The organism is Sinomicrobium pectinilyticum, from assembly GCF_003725735.1.
Taxonomy (GTDB): Bacteria; Bacteroidota; Bacteroidia; order Flavobacteriales; family Flavobacteriaceae; genus Sinomicrobium; species Sinomicrobium pectinilyticum.
In genome coordinates, this window is record NZ_RJTM01000085.1 from 74,714 (window position 1) to 95,128 (window position 20,415).

A 20,415-nucleotide genomic window follows, 5' to 3' on the forward strand; every position below is an offset into this window, starting at 1 on the left:
AACAGGTTTAAGGGTAAAAGAAATAAAACACCGAAATTTATAAAAATACGCATTAAAAGTAAGAAAAAGAGACTGTTATTCAAAGAAGAGGATGGAGATATTTGGCAGGAAAGTGTTTTTTTACGTTGAAGTAAAGATTAGGTAATATAAAAACGCCGGCACAAACCGGCGTTTTTACAGATAATATTATACAATCGCAGAAAGATTACTGTTCGGCGTATTCGGTATCCCATTCCGTACCGTCATCGCCTTTTTGTCCGTCCATTTTAATCAGGAAATTTTTGGCGGGAAAGTATGGTTTCAGGCGAATATCCAGGAAAATCCTGTCTTTCTGGTTAGGGTCCTGTTCGAACTTGGTAATGTCGAAATCTTCGATCAGTTTGTCCGGACCGGACACGCTATCCAGGAATTTGATCACCTGGTTGAGTATTTGTTTACGGGTTTTGGCATTGAAGTTCTCAAAAGCCCTTCGGTTAAGGAAATCCATCATTACCTTGGTCACATAATCGAATACGCGTACGACGGAGTATGTCTGCAATCCGAGGTTGTCTCCGTTAAACAGTGTTTTACCGGAGAAAGCCATTACTTTATTGTATTCGTTAACCATGGGAACAAGCCCGAGGTGTTCGAGATCGGCAATTTCACTTTTCTTAAGGTCGAATTTAACGCCGTCCACTTCATTGATGCCACCGAATTTTTTACCCGCAGTGATCTGTGACATCAGGGTGTTGTATATTTTTCCTGCCAAAGCGGTGGAAGGGGGGATATACAGGTGGTCTTCTTCGCCTATTTCCTCGTTTTTACCCCGTCCTACGAGCCAGTTACAGGTCATAATTACGTTAGACCGGTATATATCTCCTCCGGTAAGGTTGGCCATTTCGAACATTTCGATCACATCGTCCGGCTCGTCCAGGTGCTGGAAGTCGGTAACGAGCATTACTTTGTTGTTATGTGCTATTTTTGCCCATTTCTCCAGTACTTTGTTAGAGCCCAGATAACCGGGGACAACCAGAAGGGAATAATTATTTCTCAGGTCGAGACGATCGTAGTTGTTAACCAGTTCCTCTTCGATATGATCGATAAATCTTGTATTGTCCAGGTCCTTGAGCTGATCGAGTTCGGCATTTATAATGGCAACGTTCTTTACTTTGCTCTCTTCGGTATTTTTGAAGAACATGGCCAGGGTACGATAAGATTCTTCGAGCTCTTTGGTTTCGTTTACGGCCGATGCCAGGTTTTTCTTCAGCGTTTTTTCCGCCAGTTCGGCTTTTTCCTGGCAGTCGTTTACGAGGTCTACCAGGTTGTCCGATGATTTCAGGGATTCCGCCCACAATTTTAATACCCTTTTCAGATTCTGTCTCTCCGCCTTCTTTCCCGCTTCGTTGAGGAATATATTTCTTCTTGCTTTTCTGTCGGGGCTTAGATTCTGTACACCTTCAATAGCACTTTCCAGCAGGTCGAAACCTCCGAACTGGATAAACGATTCCAGTTTTTGCTCCAGACTTACTTTTTTACCTTCTTTTGCCTGCTCCTTTACTGCTGAAGGGGTTGTTTCTTTTTGGTTCTTCATGAGTAGATCTATTTATCGGTTTCTTCAATTTCCCGGACCAATGCCTCGATGGTTTCTATAATGGACTTTTTGGCTTCCGGATCCTGGAGTGCAAGCTTCAACACCTTATTGGTCTTCAGCTGTTTTATCATTTTATTGTATTGTTCTTTTTTCGTCTGCAGGTCGGTCAGGAATTCGCTTTGTTCGGTAATTCCCTTTGCAGAAAAATCGGAGACATTTTTAAATTTCAATTCTTCCCGCACGGTCATTCCCTGTTCGTCTTCAAAATTGACGTTCATTTTCGGAGCGAAATGTTCGAAAACGTCATCCATATTTTTAAGACCGGTCACTACTTCCGGGCGTACCGGAGTATTGGGGGTCAGTTTCTGGGCTATCAGGGTTTTGTTCTGAGGAATGTCAACAATGCTCTCTTCTCCTTCCGGCTTTACCTCATTTCCTCCTATTCCGTAACTGTTTGAAAGATTTGCCATAACGTTAATTTTAGTTAAATATAATAAAAATTACTTATCGAGTATATTTTTCTGATCAAAACAGGCCTTTTCGCTTATAATCCACGATGATAAGGCTTATACAGTTGTTTTCTTTGTTGCGCACCATGGATACGCTTTTTATTTTTATTTTTTTACCCCGGATACTGTTGTTCAGGTAATGAAGGGAAACGACCTTTTCATCCATCTGTACGGAGGGAAGGTGATCTTTACAGAAAAACCGGGTAAAGTTGTAGAAAGAAAGCTTGTCCTCGGCAATACCGGCGATCAGCCCTGCGAGTTTATCTTCATCAAGTTCAGGGACTTCTATCGTTTCTTCCGGTTTTTTACTTTTGTTCACAGTCGTGGCCTGTTTTTCGTTCAGTTCCGATGCGGGTGCTTCCGGTATGCGATCCAGGAAGTCATTCACCACACTGGTACTGGTTTCGCGCATGATCTCTGCCCTTGAAATAGGGGTGTTCTCCTTTTTAGCCGGCAACACGGTGACCTTGTGGAAACTCACATATTTGATATCGTCATTTACAAAAAGGGACACTGTCTTTTCCCCGGTCGTTTTATAGGTATATGAAGGATTTTTGTCAATAGCGTCTATTTTTTCTCCTTCGCCGAAGCGCCATTCCCAGGATTTGGCATGGGAAGTACTGTCTATAAATGAAACAGGCTCGTTTACATAAGCAATTTTAGGGGCGTAAAATCTCGGTAGTAAGGTGGAGTCGATAATGTCCTCCGCGGGCTTTATGTCCAGGAGCTTGGTGATATTACAGTTCTTGTTCACCCACAGATTCACCAGGTATTTCCCCGGTTCCTTATATTGATGTACTACTTTGGAACGGAACGAGGCTTCATTTCCATCGCCAAAATCCCATTTCCACTCATGAGCGTTTTCCGTATAATCCGAAAAAGTGATAATTTCCCCTACTTTATAGGCGGAAGCCTGTACTTTAATCTGTTCTACCTGGCAGGGTTCACTTTCATTGACCCGAAAGGCCAGTATGATGCCCGACAGTAAAAGGATGGCTACAAAAGATAGGATTACCCTGGAGTCAAAATGTGTTCGGATATGTGAGTTCCTGTTCATCTTAAAGCAGTTTTTTATTGTAATGGGAGCTGTTGGGAAACAATTGTCAGGGGATTATTTCCCTGCGTTTGTTTTTGTTTTTCAACACTTTCCAAAAATACACAATTTGCGATGGTTAAAAAATCCTTGAAAACAAGTATTTCAAAATAAAACAAAAATATTGTATTTTCGTACGGAAAAATGTGAGTGCAAGCTAATAAAAATAGGTAAAGCCCGTAACCTTGACAGGTTTAAACTATAATTTACTGTCATAAAATAACACATTTTTGATGTTATATTAAAGCGGGCTTAACTTTTGAGAATATTTCTGCCTTAATTTGCCACATAAAAAAACAATGGATTATATTTAAGGACAATATGTAGTTTTTTTCCCGTTTTTGCAGGGATATACCGTATTTTTCGCATCTGAGGGAGCGCAATATGAAATGTGAAAACATTTATCAGGATAATTTGACGTGTAATGAGAAACGGATATAAGTAACGTGAAATGAAAAATAACGATTGTCGGTAATAAAATCTGCCTGAATGAAAAATAGATATATACTTGTCAGCCTTGTATTGTTTTTTATCTGTAGCTGCGGAAGTAAAAAAAGCACGGTAAATATGATCACCGATCCGTATGTGAATGCGGAATTAGGTAAGAATCCGAAGGTGGACCAGATTAAGGTGATACGGGATATGGATATCGTTATAGAGGAAAAAGAAAAGAAACCCGACCTGATCTCTCCCGGAGACCGGGCCTATTTTGCCAAAGTGCTCGGTGTAAAACCATCGGAAATTACAAATCAGAAATTATACGCTTATATAAAGGAGTGGCAGGGAGTGCCTTACCTGTATGGGGGTGAGACCAAAAGAGGTATTGATTGCTCTGCGTTGATGCGCGATCTTTACAGGAAGGTATACGATGTGGAACTGCCTCGAACCGCTTCCGAGATTATGCTTAATGATGACCATGTAGAACGCTTCCGTTCTTTAAAATACCTTAAAGAAGGGGACCTGGTATTTTTCAGGTCCAGTAATGAAAAAATAATGACGCACGTAGGGATATATCTGAAAAACATGAAATTTCTGTCGGCTACGGAATCCCAGGGGGTTCAGATAACCAGCCTGAAAGATCCTTACTGGCGTAATACTTATAAACTGAGTGGCAGAATAAGACCCGGAGAAATTTCCATGCGATAAGCAGGGGAACGGATTTTTACCTGTCGGAATTTTGTTGTGGTGTGGGTTTTTTAAGATACTGTCCGGGTAACAATAGCAAGAATCGTATTCAGATATTTTTCTTTCCCGGTATTCACGGATTTGTTCCCCATTGAGAAGTTAATCTGAAAAACCCCTGTTTTCGGCGATGTCATACCAGGTGTATTTATTGTACTTTGGGTCCCTGAAATCTGTCTTTATCCATATACCGGTTAAAGCATCACAATGAGGCCGAAGTATGGGACAGATGTCATATGGAATCAGGGGCCGGCAGACAGGCCCTGTTCTTGAAATTGCTCCGTACGGAATGATTTCTTGGAATCTTTTAACGAAAGGTATGCCCGGAACTCCGGAAGCCGGAGTTTGTGCAGGTAATTACAAAATAAAGAGAACATGACAAGTGCTAGAATAGTGGTGTGTTTATGGCTGGTTGCACTGGGGGTTTCCTGTAAATCCCAACAGGCGATCATTCCTATTACCGATGAACTGGTAAAGATAGAATTCGGTGAACTGGAAGATATAGATGCCGAAGAGGATGATCCTGAGGAAGAAGAATCCGTAATGGAAATACAGCCTATTACAGACGATGATGTTCAGGCCGAATTGGGTGGGCCCCGGCACAGCCCTCCACCAAAGAAGGAAAGCCCCTCTCCCGTGGTTAATACTTCCGAAGCCGAAGCCGAACCGATCAATGCCGCACTACTTCTGGATAGCGGTCAGGTAGTCCTGTCTGACAGTGAATCTTCTATTATGCTTGACGAAGTGGAAGTCGTAGGGATATTACGAACCGAGCAGTTTGCACTGCCTCCCGTTTTGGCGGCCCCTCTGGGCTATCTGAGGAGTTATCGTCCGAAATCGGCGCCGCTGACAAGGGAAGTCAAGGTTCGCGATTATTCTCCTATTACCATAGAAGATAAAGTTTTTTTCGCCAAAGAATTAAGAATAAAAGCGATTGATGTCGATGATCCGAAGTTGTATTCCTACATAAAGAAGCGGCTTGGAGACCCGTACCAGAAAGACAGGGTGGACCATCTGACCCTGATGCAAAATCTTTACAGCAAGGTATATGAAATAGACTTTCCGCGAACTGCTTCCAAAGCCATTCTTACCAACTATACCGACGGGCAGATCCACTATACGAAAGATATGAAAGAAGGCGATTTGCTGTTCTTCCGGTTTAAGGACCACGGAAAGCCTTATACTCATGTGGGGATCTACCTGAAGAACAAGCGCTTTTTGACGGTAACACCTAAGGAAGGTGTGGAGATAGCCAATCTCAGGGATCGTATGTGGCGTGCCGGATATATCGGCAGGGGCAGAGTGAAAAACCTGAAACACTGATGAGCAGAGAAGATATTGTTTTTGAAGAACTGCAGGATATACCTTCATTTGATCTGAGGGCTGAGCTCCTGTTTGAGGTGCTCATGCACCGCAAAATACAGGAGAAAGACATAACCATAATACCGCAGGGTAATTTTTTTCGTAAGTTCAGTAAAGATGTTATGCAGGTGGAACTGGATATGAACCACGCGGACATGTGGCACTTTAAGGTTAGCCGCGACGGATTCTATGACATACTGCCAGAAGGAATAACGCACAATTACAGAACGCGTAACCGTAGCGAAGACCCCGTAGAAGAGTATAAGAAACGAAAGCGGGAGGAAAAGGAGGCACGGCATTTCTTTAATCCGCTGGAAAATGAATTTTTCCGCTTCCGGCATGAGATCGAAAAATACGAATCCGACTTTTTTCGCGATATTAATGCCTATGGCTTGGCCGATGTCATTCGTATGATCCTTGGCATATCTGAAAAAGTACCCGATGAACTTCTCGTGAAAATGTTTTTTCTGCTGATGCGGCAAAAGAATTTTGTGAGCCGGAATACGGAAGATGTGCGGAAGGGCCTGGAATCCATTATCGGAGAAAAAGTAAAAGTTATTACGAAAAATGTTAAATTGGAGCAGGTTTTTGACCCTTATGAGAAAACAGGTGACATGTTGCTGGGTATTAATACCACCCTGGAGAGCAAGGAAGAAATATATTTGAAGAAGTATCATTTTGTCATAGGTCCGCTTAAAGATTCGAAAAAACTGCTGGAATATGTCAATAAAGGGCAGATGGAAAGTTTTTTAGAGGCCTTTTTTCATTTATTTTTACCCTGCCAGGTACAGTTTTCATATCAGTTAATGTTAAATGAGGATGACCGGCTTTTCCGGCTGAATGAGACCTTGTACCAATCCCGCCTGGGAATATCAACTGTTATTTAGACCATGAGAAAGATTTTAGATTATATAGTCACCGGGGAGACCCTTACCGTACTTTTGATCACGCTTGCCGTTGCTTTTATACTGAGTATGATCTTCAGTGCCAAGGCGCCCAAATTCCGAAAGAAAAAATGGAAGTACTTTTTGTATGTACTTTGTATGGGAGTTGTTGTTATAGGCTTCGGAGCCGTTTTGTACAACCTGAAGTCCACAACACTTACTTCCCGTTTTGTTTCCTTTCAGGTATTGATGCTGTTGCTCGGAACGGGACACCTGATATTTTTTCACAAGGTATTTCAGCGGTTTGAGACCAGAAAGATATACCAGGAAATATTTTTTGCGTTTATAACCGCATTGTATATGGCCGTATTTATGATACTGGTGGTTTCCTATTTTGCAGAGTTCCAGTTTATCTATTATATGTCCGGCAGCCTGTTGCTCTTTATGGTACCTACCCTGGTGCTCATACTCTTTGAAACGTCCATTACCATTCCGGCAAGGCTTTATAAGCGCTGGTTTTATCCGCTTAATAACCGTTATCCCAACCCTCAGATCACCGAAATGCGCAATGTTATTTTGCTCAACCTGGTGTTTCACAAGAAGCCGAATGACCGGCATATCATCAATTTTAAGGTAAAAGCACCGAGAGCAATGGAGTTTGGCCGGTTGTTTTATTATTTTATCAACGATTATAATGACAAACATCCCAATAGCCAGATACTCTTTACGGATAATAAGAACGAACCCTACGGATGGTATTTTCATTCCAAACCCAAATGGTTCAGTTCTACGAACCACATAGACCCGGACGAATCCGTGGACAGTAATGATATGAAAGACGGTGATACCATAATTTGCCAGCGCATATAAAAAAGCATACAAAACAACCAGATAATTGTAAACGACAACTAATCATGGCAGAAAATATACGATACTTTCCGGTAAACTGGATCGATGGAATGAAGATCAATAAAAATCATTTTATCGAATTACAGGACAATGTGGAAGATTTGGTGCGCGATGCGCGGAACATGGGAGTTAACCAGCTGAAATACGGTTTGCTGTCTACCAGGTTCAAAGCGCCTTTCGAGTATTCGGTAATTATCGATGAACACAACGAACTCAATGTGTCCATCAAATTTTTGAAGGCCATCACCCCGGGGGGCGGCCGTATAGAGATTACCGATTATACCGGGGAGTTCTCGGAGAAGATTTCCCTGGAAAATTATGACTTTAAGGAGAACAACCGTTTTCTGCTGCTCAACGTAGACCCTTATAACCGGGTGCCTACAGGTACACAGAATATGGACGAAATACCACCGCGGTTCCCTCATGCCATGCCCAAGTATTACCTGACAACCGTTGCGGAGGCTGAGGTTACCCAGAATAATATTGGCCCGCTTCAGTTTCCCATAGGTAAATTTTCTTCCAGGGGAAGCGTTTTTGAAACGGTGGATACCTACATCCCGCCGTGTATTACGGTAAACAGCCATCCTTCCCTGGTGAAACTTTTCGAAGCATACGATGCCTTTTTCAAGCAAATGGAATTCTATGCGGTGCAGATATCGCAGAAAATACGGTTCCGGAGGCTTAGCGGAGATGAAAACCTGATTGCCGATATTGTATTTGCAACGCTCGAAAAAATACTGGGATATGTCGGTCAAAGCATAAACCAGAACCGGTGGAACGGATTTTATTCGTCCCCGATGGAAGTCCTTGACAAGGTAGTCAGTCTCGCCCGTATTATGAAGAACAGTTTCGATTCCTTCTCGGGAGACGGGAAGGAGATGGTCTTCAATTACTTTTCCGAATGGACTACCGAATTGGGCAGCGGAGATTACGAAAAACTGTTCTCGGAAACAATCAATCTCAAATACAAAGGGTATGATATGGAGCCCTGTGTAAAGGGCGTTATGGAATTTATAGAAAAAACCGACCACCTGTTTTCCATACTCAATCAGTTGGATTACATCGGAAGGAAGAAAGATTCCGGTATATTTGTGAACGAGAATATTGTAAAGACCGAAAGGACATCCGGTATTTTCTTTAAACAGGAAGACGATAAGAATGCGGATAATCAGGACGGTTCCACATCATTTCTGGCAGATTGATTTAATTTATTTTAAACTATGGAAGTACTCAATAAGAAAGAGCGGGTCTCCGCATTTTTATTATTTCTCCTCATGCTGATCGTTACGGTTGGGATACTGGTTTTTGCCGTATTTTTCAACTATAAGTTACCCTGGAGGGAAAACGAAGCTTTAAAGCAGGAAAACGACAAGATAATGAATGAATTTCGTTATCAGGATACATTTTCCGCCAGGATAAACGGACTCACCGCAAGTATAGACTCCCTGGATCGTTCCGGAGATGGTTTTCAGTTCCTGGAACAGACTATCGGCCTTGAGTTGGCCAAACTTAAAGAAAGCGTCCCGGCCGATAAGGAGGCGTATAAACAGACCCTGTTATACAACAATGTAATCCTCAACCTTAAGGATTTGGTGACCACCAAGAGGCGGTTGCAGTTACTTCGCAAATCGGAAGATCAGATCGATGACCTGCAAAAACAGGTTGGGGAATACGAGGAGATCATCAACGATCTGAAAAAGGAGCTGGAGCTCTGTAAACAGTTGAACAGAAACTAAATATTCACATAGTCACAAATCCATATACCCGATGTTTACAGCAAACGGCACCGAGGCCATCCGTATAGCAAAACAACTGGCAAAGGAAAACCTCCATCCTGTATATGCTCCTGCCCATTTCCTTAAGGCGATGCTCAACCGCCGGTTTTCATTTATACGGGAACTGGATGCTGTGGGGGTCGATGTTTTTTACATGGATGAATGGGCGGATATCCGAATGGAAGAATATGCCAAAACCACCCGGCCGGGAGAAGACCCGGCTCCTGATGCTGCTATGGAAACCGTTTTTACAGAGGCGGAAGAGATTGCTAAAAACGCGGGGAGGGAAGAGGTAGGTTTTATTGCCATTCTCATGGCACTTATAACACCCGGAGTAGGTTTTTCCCATGATGAACTCAAATCTATGCCGGTAACTTCTGCTGAGATCGCTGTAAAGATGGGATACGGGAATCAGGCTAAGAATAAAGCCGCGAAAGATGAGGCATCCGCATCTCCGTTGTCGGCCTCTTACGGACTGGAAAGTGCTATGCCATCCGTACAGGGAGCCCTGGAAAAGTATTGTACGGATAAGATACATGCCTATCGCAAAGGAGAAGAAATTCCTGTAGTAGGCCGGGACGAAGAATTGAAGGCCATAACCGAAATTCTGAACCGGAAATTAAAGCCGCATGTGATTGTTACCGGTGAGGCCGGAGTGGGGAAAACCGCTTTAATAGAAGGTTTTTGCGGAAAGATAGCGGATAATCATATTATAACGCCGCTTCAGGAGGCTACCGTAATGGAAGTGAACACAGGCGTGCTTTTTGCCGGGGCTTCATATAAAGGTGAAGTGGAAGACCGGTTACAGAAAATATTCGGAGAGCTAAAAAGGCATCAGAAACCTATACTGTTTATAGATGATATCCACGAATTATTTGATGTCAATCAGGGAAACGGGATAGCCAGCATTATCAAATCCGAACTTGCCAAAGGGGAGATTACTTTTATAGGTGCTACAACCACCGAAAAATACCGCAAATCTCTCGGGAAAGACGATGCCCTTAACAGGCGGTTCGAGACCCTGGAAATACTGGAACCTACAGAAGACCTGGCATTGCGTATGGTAAAGAATGTGGCTCCGCATTATGAAGAACATCATCAGTTTAAAATAGATGAAGACTGCCTGAAAGAGGCTATACGATTGTCTAAAAGATACTTAAAAGAGAAATCTCTTCCCGATTCCGCGCTGGACCTCATAGACCGCACCATGTCTTCCCTGAGGGTAGCAAAGGAAGTCTTGCTGGGAGAGCTCCCGGAATTAGAGGATAGACTGGAGGGGCTAAAAAAATCCCGTAAAAAGGACAGGGGAGAAGAACTGAACTGGCTGTATACCGATATCCTGGACAAAGCAGGGGAGTTACTTAGTGAAGAGGAAGAGAATTCCGGTTTTTACAGGCTTAAAGGACCGGCTAAAAAAATTGAATACCTGGAAAAGCTGCTCCGGAAACTGGTGAAACTCACCGGTGCGGAAAATGTGGTGACCCCGGATCATCTCTCGGCTGTAGTATCCGGAATTACCGGTATTCCTGCCGGAAAAGTAAAAAGCGAAGAACGGGAGCGCCTGCTGGAAATTGAAGAAACATTAAAAAAACGGGTGGTGGGCCAGGATCACGCCATAAAAGTGGTTTCGGATGCCATACTTGAATCCCGTTCGGGACTTACCAAGCCCGGGCAACCTATAGGGTCGTTCTTTTTCCTCGGTCCTACGGGAACCGGAAAAACGGAACTGGCAAAGTCTCTGGCAGATTTTCTTTTCGGAGATGAAAACGCGATTATCCGGCTCGATATGTCCGAATTTAAGGAAGAACATTCCGCTGCTCTTTTATACGGGGCTCCTCCCGGATATGTAGGATATGAAGAAGGCGGACTGTTGGTCAATAAAATCCGGCAAAACCCTTATTCCATAGTGCTCTTCGATGAGATTGAAAAAGCGCACCGTTCCGTGTTCGATGTTTTCCTGCAGATACTGGACGAAGGAAAATTACACGACCGCCTGGGTAAAGAAGGAGATTTTTCCAATGCGGTCGTCCTGTTTACCTCTAATATCGGTTCGGATTATGTGGTAAAATCCTTTTCGGAAGGCAAAGTACCTCCTTCTAATGACCTGCTGGATATCATGTCCGGGTATTTCCGTCCCGAATTTCTGGGGCGTTTGACGGAGATCGTGCCTTTTGCACCGATTAGCAGGGAAAGTGTGGTGAAGATATTTGATATCCACCTGAAAAAAGAACTTACCAGCTTGCTCTCCAAACTGGATATTACACTGAAAATGACAGACAAGACCAGGGGAGAGGTCGCGCTTATGGGCTTCAGTCCGGAATATGGGGCCAGGCCCATCAAGGGAACGATACGCAACAAGCTGAAACGGCCGCTTGCCCGGAAACTTATTTCAGGGGATGTTAAGGATGGGGATACCCTTACCCTTACCCTTACCAAAAACGGAGAGGTGAAGTTTTCTGTTAAAAAGACAAAATAGAGTTTAACCCCAAAAACCCAAAGCTGTGAAAGACCTGTACTACAAGATACCTATAGATTACAAGAGGATCACCGAAGGGCAGGACCTGCGCAAGGTTACCCTGGAAGAATCCCTGGCACAGTATATTTCACTGGTTATTACCACGATCTTCGGGGAGTACAAATACGATACGGAATTCGGTACGATTATCTGGGACACGGATTTTAACCTGTTGTCCAACATCAACCAGTTGAAAGATAAGATAAAAGAATCGGTTTATGCGAAGGTGAAGAAGTATGAAAAACGTATGGCCATAACAGATGTAAGTCTCGCCATCGGTGAGGACACTATAGAATATAATCCGAATATACGTATTAAAAAAAGGCTGGACATAGTCGTATACGGGGTCATTAAAAAGACGAACGAACCTTATTATTATAAAAGTTCTTATTACCTAGCACCTTTTTCCTATAAATAAAGAGACATATGAAGATTGCCGGAAAATATACCGGTACGCCGGTTTTCCGGTTTAAAAAGCAAACGAATGAAGCAATTATCCAAAAATCAGATAAAAGACCGGCTCCTGAAACGGGCTGCCAAACACTGGGGATATTCTGATGTGGAGCTGGAAAATATATTTGACCCTATTGTCAATCTCCTTTTTGATGTATGTGCCAAGGAACTGGAAAATATTTCCAACGAGATTTTTTCGAGCCGGAGGAGAATTACCGAAAGGCTTGTGGATATACTCACCCCGATTACTTCTTCCAAAGCCACACCGGCAAGGGCTATCATGCAGGTCTTTCCGGCAGAAGAAGAGGTTACCCTGAACGATCATCACCAGTTTTTTTTCCAGAAAAGACAGCATAACCCTTATAATCCCGGGGAGAAAATAGTGCGGGAATATTTTTTCGGACCTACAAAACCCATAAAGGTCACACGCAATTTTCTGCAGTATGCAGTGTTGCCTAATGGTATACAAGATGCTTCACACGGGCAGTTTCAGGAATACCTGTCAGGCGAAGATTACCTGAAGCCAATGCCGTATCGCACCATATGGCTTGGGCTGTCTCACCTCGGGAACGGTATTGTGAAAAACCTGATGTTCTATTTCTATATGAAGAACATACACGACAGAAATACGTTTTTTCATTTTCTTCCGAGGGCAAAATGGTATTTTAACGGACATAAATTAACGGTGTCACAGGGCTATAACAGTAAAGGAACAACAACTGCCGGAGACCGCTATATGGTACATGAGGACTTTCATCATTTGCAAAGGGTTGAAGAACATGTGAATGAGTATTATGAAAAGAATTTTATAACGATCAAGGACGTACTTAATATAGGAAATTCGGAAAGTACACTTCCGGAGGAATTTAAGGAATTCATCCCGGCCAAGACGCTTGAGGCGATGGAGGAAGAGAAATTATTGTGGCTTAAGGTCGAATTTCCCAATGTTATCGGAAAAAACATATTATCCGAAATATTTTGTGCTAATAACTGTTTCCCCGTCATCAATAAAAAAATGAACGAAACCCAGGGAAATATAAAAAAGCTCCTCAATATATACCCGTTGAGCATCGGTGAAGATTTTTTCCTGGAACTGTACTCGGTGCTGGACGACAGGAGCAGGCAATTTGATGTCATTGCCAAGAACCAGGAAGAATTTACCGAAGATTATGCATATCTCCGCTTTGGCGGTGTAGCGCGGTTCGATGAGCGTAACGCCACGGAAATGATCGATTATATGATAGACCTTATCAGGGATGAGGCTGCAGCCTTTTCCAGGCTGGAAACGGATTTTATGGAAACCAACCTGCACGAGATAAACCAGATCATTTCCAGGTTCCGGAATAAGATGGCCCAGACCGGAATGCATGAAAAAAATACACCTTACCTTATACTGAACACAAAAGGAGAGGAGAGTAAAGGAACGCTGTTCGTAAAATACTGGACCACTAACGGGGAAGATGCCAATAAGATCAATGCTTTTTCGAGGTTACAGGCGCATAAAGGCGCAGATTTCGAGAAGGATTCCATTATGCTGCTTTCCACGACTCAGGGAGGAAGAAATGAACTGACCAATTCGGATAAGATCTATGCCTACCGGGAAAATATAGTGTCTAACCAAAGGGTGGTGACCAGGCAGGACATTATTATTTTATGTAAAAATCATTTCGGTAATGCCATAGAAAATGTAGAAGTAAAAAATGGTATCCAGACCAGCCTTGATGACCATGTGGGATATACGCCTACCATCGATATTTTTCTGGAAAAGAACGGGGAAGTGAACTATTCCGAAGAGGAATGGGGATTTCTCAGCGACGATCTCATGTTGTTATTGAAAAACAGGGCAGTTAATATTGTCCCCTTCCGGGTGATGTACAGGGAAAAGGAGCCCCGGACCAGCTAAATTCTCTCCCTGCCGTACATAAACGGAGGACCTGAAAAAGTTTTTAAGCAATTGTAAAGTGTTTTATTACCGTCCGGTTTTATTTTTCAGGTCCTCCGTATCTAACCATAAATTTTTCCGGTTGTGCCCCGGTCTTTTCTAAAAGGAGAATAGTTTACTCTTTCTTGACCAGCCACATTTCCGCATTGATATCATCACCTTCCGGGAACTGGCGTTCTATGGCAGCATCCACATTAGCCCGGTTCTGGGTCAGTTCTTTGGCAGGGTACATCCAGCGTTTCGGTATTCTTCCATTATTAAGAACGCCACCTCCGGAAACGTCAAATTCCGGGTACCCCGTGCGGCGTTGTTCAAAGAATATCTGCCAGCCGGTATTCATGAACATAGCAATGTGTTTTTGTGTAAGGATGTTTTCTATCGCATTCTCCCCGAGTTGTACTGCCGGGTTTTCCAGATAGGTGTTTATATCTTCTTCGGCAATATTGTAAAATTCCATGGAAGCCTTTATGCCGTTTTTGTAAAAGGTGTCGGCATCTTTGCTGATCCATCCGCGGTAAGCGGCTTCGGCCAGGATAAATTGTAATTCAGCATAGCTTATCAGAATACCGGGTTCGTTCGCTGCTTCTTTGTAATATCTTTCGTTAATCATGGAAGCGTCACCGTTTCCGGCAATATCTACATTTTCATCGAGGGGAGCGCTTCCGCTGAGACCGTTATAGGCTTCGAAATCTGTGACTTCCATGTTCTGCTGAACAGCCTTTGGCGTCCTTTGTGCGAAAGAGAACAGGCGCGGGTCCTGTAATGTTTTGAGCCTGTCCACAAAGGTTTTTTCCATGTAGTATGCTGTCTGTAAACCGTTGTTTTGGAACAACGGATAGCGGTTCCCTTCTATATTGTGGAAAGGGAGGACGCCGTTGTCTTCGGCAGAAGCTAAAACCGGATAAGTCCCGGGGTTGTTAACAACTTCGCGGAAACGTTGAACGATATTGAGGTCCGCATCTCCTGTTTTATTGGAAAGACTGAGCAGGACCCTCAGGTAGTAGGAGTTGATAAGTTTTCTCCACAAAAGCGCGTCCCCGGTGTAAATAACATCACCCCGGATGTTATCACCGTTTTCTGCCAGTTCTTCTGAAGCGGTTTTCAGTTCATTGAGTACGCTGAGGTAGATATCTTTTTGTGTGTCATAGGCCGGGGCAAAGTTACCTTCGGTAGCCAATATGGCTTCGGTATAAGGGACATCGCCGAAAGTCCTGGTGAGCCCGGTGATAAAATAAGATCTGAAGAAGCGTGCCAGGCTTTTATAGGCAGGCATTTCCGTTCTCTCTGCTTCCAGGACCATTTGTTGTACCTGTTTCAGGTCTTCATAAGCATTAAACCCGGATCTCTGCCAGTTGTAATACTGATCTGAGTTGACCCCGTCGGTAAAAACCAATTGCCGGGTGGCCAGTGCGGCAGAAAGGGATATGGTATTAAAAGCCCGTGTTTCCAGTTGTGTAAGTAATAATTCCGGAGGGACTTCCAGTGCCCGGTTGGGATCGTCCTGCAGGTCGTCTATTCCTGTGCAGCTGCCCAGGGAGAGTGAGGAGAACAGGGTGATGAATAAGGTTTTATATATATTTTTCATAAGGCTTATATTAAAATTTAAGGTTGAAGTTAAATCCTAAGCTACGGGTAGAAGGGGCTTGGAGATTATCTTTACCGGGGTCTGGGTCTACATTGGGTATTTTGGAGGATAACCAGAGATTCCGGCCAACGAAAGAGACGCTCATGGCGTTGAAAGGAGTTTTCGCCACCAGTGTCTCGGGAACGTTATAAGTCAGGGATAGTTCGCGGAGTTTTATGAAAGTCTGGCTATAATAATGGTAATTTTCGTTGTGTGCATTGCTGGTAGTTTTCATGAAGGAAATATAATTTACCGGTATATCATTAGGGGCATATTGTCTGGTATCGCCGGTGATGTTCCCGTTGGAATCGTAAGTGACATCGCCGCTGACTACTTTGACTCCCTGGCCTGTATAGGTGCTTTCACCGTTATTGGCATCGTCTCGATACTGGTTTACCGTTCCCGGGGAAATACCGCCCCACCACATTTTCTGATTGGTAGACGAATACATGAGCCCGCCAATACGTCCGTCAAAAAGCACGGATAAGGTGAAATTTTTGTAATTGAAAGTGTTGGAGAAGCCATAAGTCCAGTCAGGTTCCGTATAACCGACATAACGCCCGTAAGGGTCAGTTACCGGAAAACCGTTTTCGTAAATAATATTTCCGAGCCCGTCCGTTTGATAAACGGAAACATTATTTAGTTTATCCGTACGATCACCTGCCTTCAAACGGTCTTCCGTATATTCTTTATCACCGTATATCTCATCGATGTAGCGACGGTACTGGCTGAAGTTCACCTGGGTGTCCCAACGAAAGTTTTCATTACGGACAGGGGTGGCGTTGACGGTAAATTCTATACCTTTTCGCTTGTATACATTGCCATTGAGCAGGTAACCCTGGTAGCCGGAAGCATCGGAAATAGGAATATTCTCGAGATTGTTATAATCTTTGGCCTGGTAATAGGCTATGTCAATACCGAGGCGGTTCCGGAAGAAACGGATATCGGTACCTATTTCCCAGCTGTCGGAAGTTTTTGGTTTAAGTGCGTCGCTTATAAGCAGCCTGCCGTATTGGGAGGAAGGATAGCGAATCCCTTCGGCATTACTCCAGGGTTGCCCTTTGTCATAGGCCTGTATGTAGTTGTACGGGTTGTTTGCATTCAGACCATCGATATCTTCGATTTTACCGTCAGATACCCTGGACCAGGAACCTCTTATTTTGGCAAAGGAGATCCAGTCCGGCATTTCGGTAAGATTGGATACTACAACCGATCCGGATACGGAAGGATAGAAGAAGGAGTTGTAGCCTTTGGCAAGTGTAGAAACCTTGTCGTTCCTGGCGGTTATGGACAAATAGAAGGCATCGTAGAATCCCAGGTCTACGAAACCGTAAATACTGTGTATTGCTTCCTTTTCTTCCCTGTTCTCACCGATAAGTGTAGTTCCCGCATTATTGTCCAGGTTGTAGAAACCCGGTACGTTAAGTCCGTCTGTAGAAGTAGAGTGAAAGTTTTGTATGCGGTAATAGCCGGAATAAGCTGCTTCGCCGGAAAGGGAAATATTTTCTGTAAGGTCTTTTTCGAACCGGATCCCGAAATCTGTGGTGATATCAAAATAATTAGTGTTCTGTACCGTGAAATTACCCAGAGATTTTTCGTTGTAACCCACATAGCTTTTTGGCTCTTTATAAGTTCTTTGCAATCCGTAAACATTGGCACCGGCTCTTGCTTTCAGGGTTATTTCGGGTAATAAACGGTATTCGGCTGCCAGGTTACCGAAAAGATTGTCCTTGTCATATCCTTGCAGGTATTCGTATGCCTGGAAATAAGGGTTATTGTACCATGAAGTGTTGTAATGCCTTTGCTGGTACCCTTCCTGTTCTTCTTTCCAGTAATTGCGAAGGTCTCTCACATCCACATCCGTTCCGGTCCACAGTACCAGGTTGTACAGGTAGTTGGTAGGGCCGTATCCCACGGCAGGGAAATTATTTGTGTATTGCTTGTTGTAGGTAAGGGTGGAAGCTACTTTGAATTTGTCCGAAGGCGTGATAGTCCCTCCTATACTGAAAGAAGTATTGTTCAGGTCGGTGTTGGGAACAATACCTTTCTGATATACGTTGGAAAGGGATATCCTGTAATTGGCCTTGTCATTGCCCCAGTCTATGCTCAAGTTGTTGGTTTGTACCAGCCCCGTGCGGAAAAAGTTCTCAATATTATTTTTTCCGCGGGAAATATAGGGAATGGGAATGCGCTCTCCTGTTTCCGGGTTTATGGGACTGTTGTATTGCGGGGTTTCCATGTAACCGCTGGGTGTGGAGGGATCGGGCTGGTCCAGTTTCGGCCCCCATATCCATCCTCCGCCTTCGGAACCGCCGCCGCCACCGTTTACATAGGCATAATTCCCATTGTCCCCGTTACCATAAGTAGTCTGTACTTTCGGAACCCGGATGAAGGAAGGCTGAAACATGGTAGAGTTGTTAAAGTTGACCGTTATTTTACCTTCTTTCCCTTTTTTGGTGGTGATCATAATGGCACCGTTACGTCCTACCGATCCGTACAGGGCAGAAGCAGTGGCTCCTTTGAGGACACTTATGCTCTCTATGTCATCGGCATTGACTTTCCAGAGGTCAGTGGTGCGGTCGGGAATACCGTCAATGACCAGCAACGGACTTTCTCCCCTTAGACTGATCTCCGGATTCTGAAATAGGTCCGTAGAGTTTTTTATGTTGAGGCCTGCCACTTTTCCGCTGAGGGCGCTTATGAAATTCGGCTCCTTTGCTTTTTCAAGGGAAGCACCCTGTACTTCCTGTACGGCGTATCCGAGTGCTTTGGTTTCTTTTTTGATGCCCAGCGCGGTGACCACCACCTCTTTCAGTTGTTCAGTGTCTTCCGAAAGTACCACGTTCAGCTGGTTTTTTCCGGCAATAGGTATGGTTTGTGTTTTAAACCCGATATAGGAAAAAGTAAGGCTGTCCTGTGCGGAGGTTGCCTGAATGGTATAAAATCCGTCAAAATCGGTTACACTTCCCAGAGAAGTCCGGGGGACCGATATGTTGACCCCTCCAAGGGGAATACCATCGGCATCGGTAACTTTCCCGGAAACTTCATGCTGGGCAAAAAGTCTGGGTGTTATCGATAACAGTAAAACAATAAAGTAATATTTCATCACTGTAGTTAATTTGTGGTTCTTTATTTAGTTTGTGGTTTTAACCCAGGTATTTAATGTGTTTTCCGGGGTTTCGAGAACTATTTTATAGAAAGTGCCGGGCCTGTCGGGGGTGTATTTAAAAATTTCATCTTTTATCCGGACCTTTCCCATAAGGCGATAGGAATCCTTTCCGCCGGTTCGGTAGTTGTTGGTCCCGCTGATCCAGAGAGAAGCGGAGCCGTTGCTGTTTTTACCGGTATTTTTCCAGCGTATGACAAGCTGTCCCTCCCGGATCTCACCTTCGAGATGAATGGCACTTAAATTACCTGTCAGGGAAACACCGTCCATTTCATAAGCCTGTTCTTTAGTAAGGTTTATACCGAGAAAATCTGTCATGGTAGTAAGTATATCGACAATGGCGGGGGTTTCTTCCCGGAAATAGTCGTTGGTATCCGGGCTGTTGGTGATGATCCATGTACTTCTTTCCCTTTCCGATTGCCCACCGTGATGATGTCCGGTTTCTTCGGTTCTCCCGTGATCGGTGGTGATAATGAATAGCCATTCCTCACCATTATTTTTTCCCCTGTCTTTTATAGCCTCCCAAATGTTGCCGATTAACCGGTCTTCAAATGCAATGGCTTCGGTGAGCTGCGGACTGTCTCCGTATTTATGTCCGACATCATCCGTATATTCGAGATAGACCCAGGAAAGGTCCGGCCCTTCCTTTGCGATATACCTGGCAGCCTCAAGAGCGACTTTCTCGTCTATGTTGCGGATGTATTGTTTGTCGGCATCATGGGGGAAGTTAACGGTATCCAGCTCAAAACCGTCGTAGGCATAATCTACTTTGATATGACCTGTTTCCGGAAGGCCTTCACCTATTAGTTTTGTCCGGTTGTCCAACCAGGTGGAGAATATGGCGGTCTTTTTATCGGGATGGTGGTCTTTCAAAAGCCGATAGATGGTAGGATAGTGATAATTAGGGGCTTTTATGCTGTTGCCCCATACATTGTGTTTGTTTACCCAGGTCCCGGTGAGAAGACTGTTATATCCTACCGCCGAAATGGTTGGTGTTTCGGAATATCCTCCCTTTTTTCCGCCTACATATGCCCTGGTGTACCCTCCGCTTTTGGCGATCGCGTCCAGATGAGGAGTAGGGTTATTTTCTATCATATCTGCCGAGAGCCCGTCTACGATGATAAAGACAACTTTTCTCGGTTTTTTACCCTGAGGGTAAAGATCGTCGGGGGATAAGCTTCCGGCGGTTACCGGAAAGCAGAGTGTGCATGCGAGTATTACTGCAAGTAAATGCTTTCTTGGTTTCATGTTGTTTTGGCTAATGGTTTTTTCAAAAATAATAAATTTATTGAATGTTCATTCAAAATAAAATAAATTTGTTTCATGGATTAATTGTGTTTTACAGTTTTATTTCAGTTATTTAGGCTTATGAAAAGGACGATGAGGCAAAGTTAAATCCATGATGTTTTAAATTGAATGAATGTTCAGTTA

15 protein-coding genes are annotated in these 20,415 nt (G+C 43.8%); 9 read left to right on the forward strand and 6 right to left on the reverse strand.

Annotated features, from left to right (window positions below):
• Positions 1-205 precede the first annotated feature (205 nt).
• The 3 genes from ED312_RS11945 to ED312_RS11955 are packed head-to-tail and all read right to left on the reverse strand — an operon-like array spanning position 206 to position 3,136.
• Positions 206-1,570, reverse strand: coding sequence for a DUF5458 family protein (locus tag ED312_RS11945; RefSeq protein ID WP_123216248.1), 1,365 nt, complete (start codon positions 1,568-1,570; stop codon positions 206-208).
• Positions 1,571-1,578: 8 nt separating this feature from the next.
• On the reverse strand, positions 1,579-2,040 hold the full coding sequence (locus tag ED312_RS11950; protein ID WP_123216249.1) for a type VI secretion system contractile sheath small subunit: 462 nt from the start codon (positions 2,038-2,040) through the stop codon (positions 1,579-1,581).
• Positions 2,041-2,095: 55 nt separating this feature from the next.
• A complete protein-coding gene (locus ED312_RS11955; protein ID WP_123216250.1) occupies positions 2,096-3,136 on the reverse strand; it encodes a PKD domain-containing protein in 1,041 nt (346 codons plus the stop codon).
• A gap of 525 nt (positions 3,137-3,661) precedes the next feature.
• On the opposite strand from ED312_RS11955, the gene ED312_RS11960 reads away from it, so the two are divergent.
• From ED312_RS11960 to ED312_RS12000, 9 genes are all read left to right on the forward strand, one after another.
• On the forward strand, positions 3,662-4,318 hold the full coding sequence (locus ED312_RS11960) for a C40 family peptidase (protein ID WP_123216251.1): 657 nt from the start codon (positions 3,662-3,664) through the stop codon (positions 4,316-4,318).
• Positions 4,319-4,729: 411 nt separating this feature from the next.
• A complete protein-coding gene (locus tag ED312_RS24425; RefSeq protein WP_123216252.1) occupies positions 4,730-5,677 on the forward strand; it encodes a C40 family peptidase in 948 nt (315 codons plus the stop codon).
• The gene (locus ED312_RS11970; protein WP_123216253.1) at positions 5,677-6,603 is read left to right on the forward strand and encodes a hypothetical protein; all 927 of its coding nucleotides are present in this window, start codon (positions 5,677-5,679) and stop codon (positions 6,601-6,603) included. Before ED312_RS24425 ends, ED312_RS11970 begins: the two co-directional genes overlap by 1 nt.
• 3 nt (positions 6,604-6,606) lie before the next feature.
• Positions 6,607-7,470 (forward strand): TssN family type VI secretion system protein, encoded by an 864-nt coding sequence (locus ED312_RS11975; RefSeq protein WP_123216254.1) that lies wholly within the window; start codon positions 6,607-6,609, stop codon positions 7,468-7,470.
• A gap of 44 nt (positions 7,471-7,514) precedes the next feature.
• Positions 7,515-8,711, forward strand: a complete 1,197-nt coding sequence (locus ED312_RS11980; protein ID WP_123216255.1) for an SMP-30/gluconolactonase/LRE family protein — start codon at positions 7,515-7,517, stop codon at positions 8,709-8,711.
• A gap of 18 nt (positions 8,712-8,729) precedes the next feature.
• On the forward strand, positions 8,730-9,245 hold the full coding sequence (tssO, locus tag ED312_RS11985) for a type VI secretion system TssO (RefSeq protein ID WP_123216256.1): 516 nt from the start codon (positions 8,730-8,732) through the stop codon (positions 9,243-9,245).
• A 31-nt stretch (positions 9,246-9,276) separates the two neighbouring features.
• On the forward strand, positions 9,277-11,760 hold the full coding sequence (locus tag ED312_RS11990; RefSeq protein ID WP_123216257.1) for an AAA family ATPase: 2,484 nt from the start codon (positions 9,277-9,279) through the stop codon (positions 11,758-11,760).
• Between the two features lie 25 nt (positions 11,761-11,785).
• On the forward strand, positions 11,786-12,217 hold the full coding sequence (locus ED312_RS11995; protein ID WP_123216258.1) for a GPW/gp25 family protein: 432 nt from the start codon (positions 11,786-11,788) through the stop codon (positions 12,215-12,217).
• A 66-nt stretch (positions 12,218-12,283) separates the two neighbouring features.
• A complete protein-coding gene (locus tag ED312_RS12000; protein WP_148044281.1) occupies positions 12,284-14,155 on the forward strand; it encodes a type VI secretion system baseplate subunit TssF in 1,872 nt (623 codons plus the stop codon).
• A 154-nt stretch (positions 14,156-14,309) separates the two neighbouring features.
• On the opposite strand, the gene ED312_RS12005 is transcribed toward ED312_RS12000, so the two are convergent.
• From ED312_RS12005 to ED312_RS12015, 3 genes are read right to left on the reverse strand one after another with little or no spacing between them, the layout of a single operon-like run.
• Positions 14,310-15,779 carry a SusD/RagB family nutrient-binding outer membrane lipoprotein gene (locus tag ED312_RS12005; RefSeq protein WP_123216260.1) on the reverse strand — a complete coding sequence of 490 codons (1,470 nt, stop codon included), beginning with the start codon at positions 15,777-15,779 and terminating at the stop codon, positions 14,310-14,312.
• Positions 15,780-15,789: 10 nt separating this feature from the next.
• A complete protein-coding gene (locus tag ED312_RS12010; protein WP_123216261.1) occupies positions 15,790-18,924 on the reverse strand; it encodes a SusC/RagA family TonB-linked outer membrane protein in 3,135 nt (1,044 codons plus the stop codon).
• Positions 18,925-18,951: 27 nt separating this feature from the next.
• Positions 18,952-20,232, reverse strand: coding sequence for an alkaline phosphatase family protein (locus ED312_RS12015; RefSeq protein WP_123216262.1), 1,281 nt, complete (start codon positions 20,230-20,232; stop codon positions 18,952-18,954).
• Positions 20,233-20,415 lie beyond the last annotated feature (183 nt).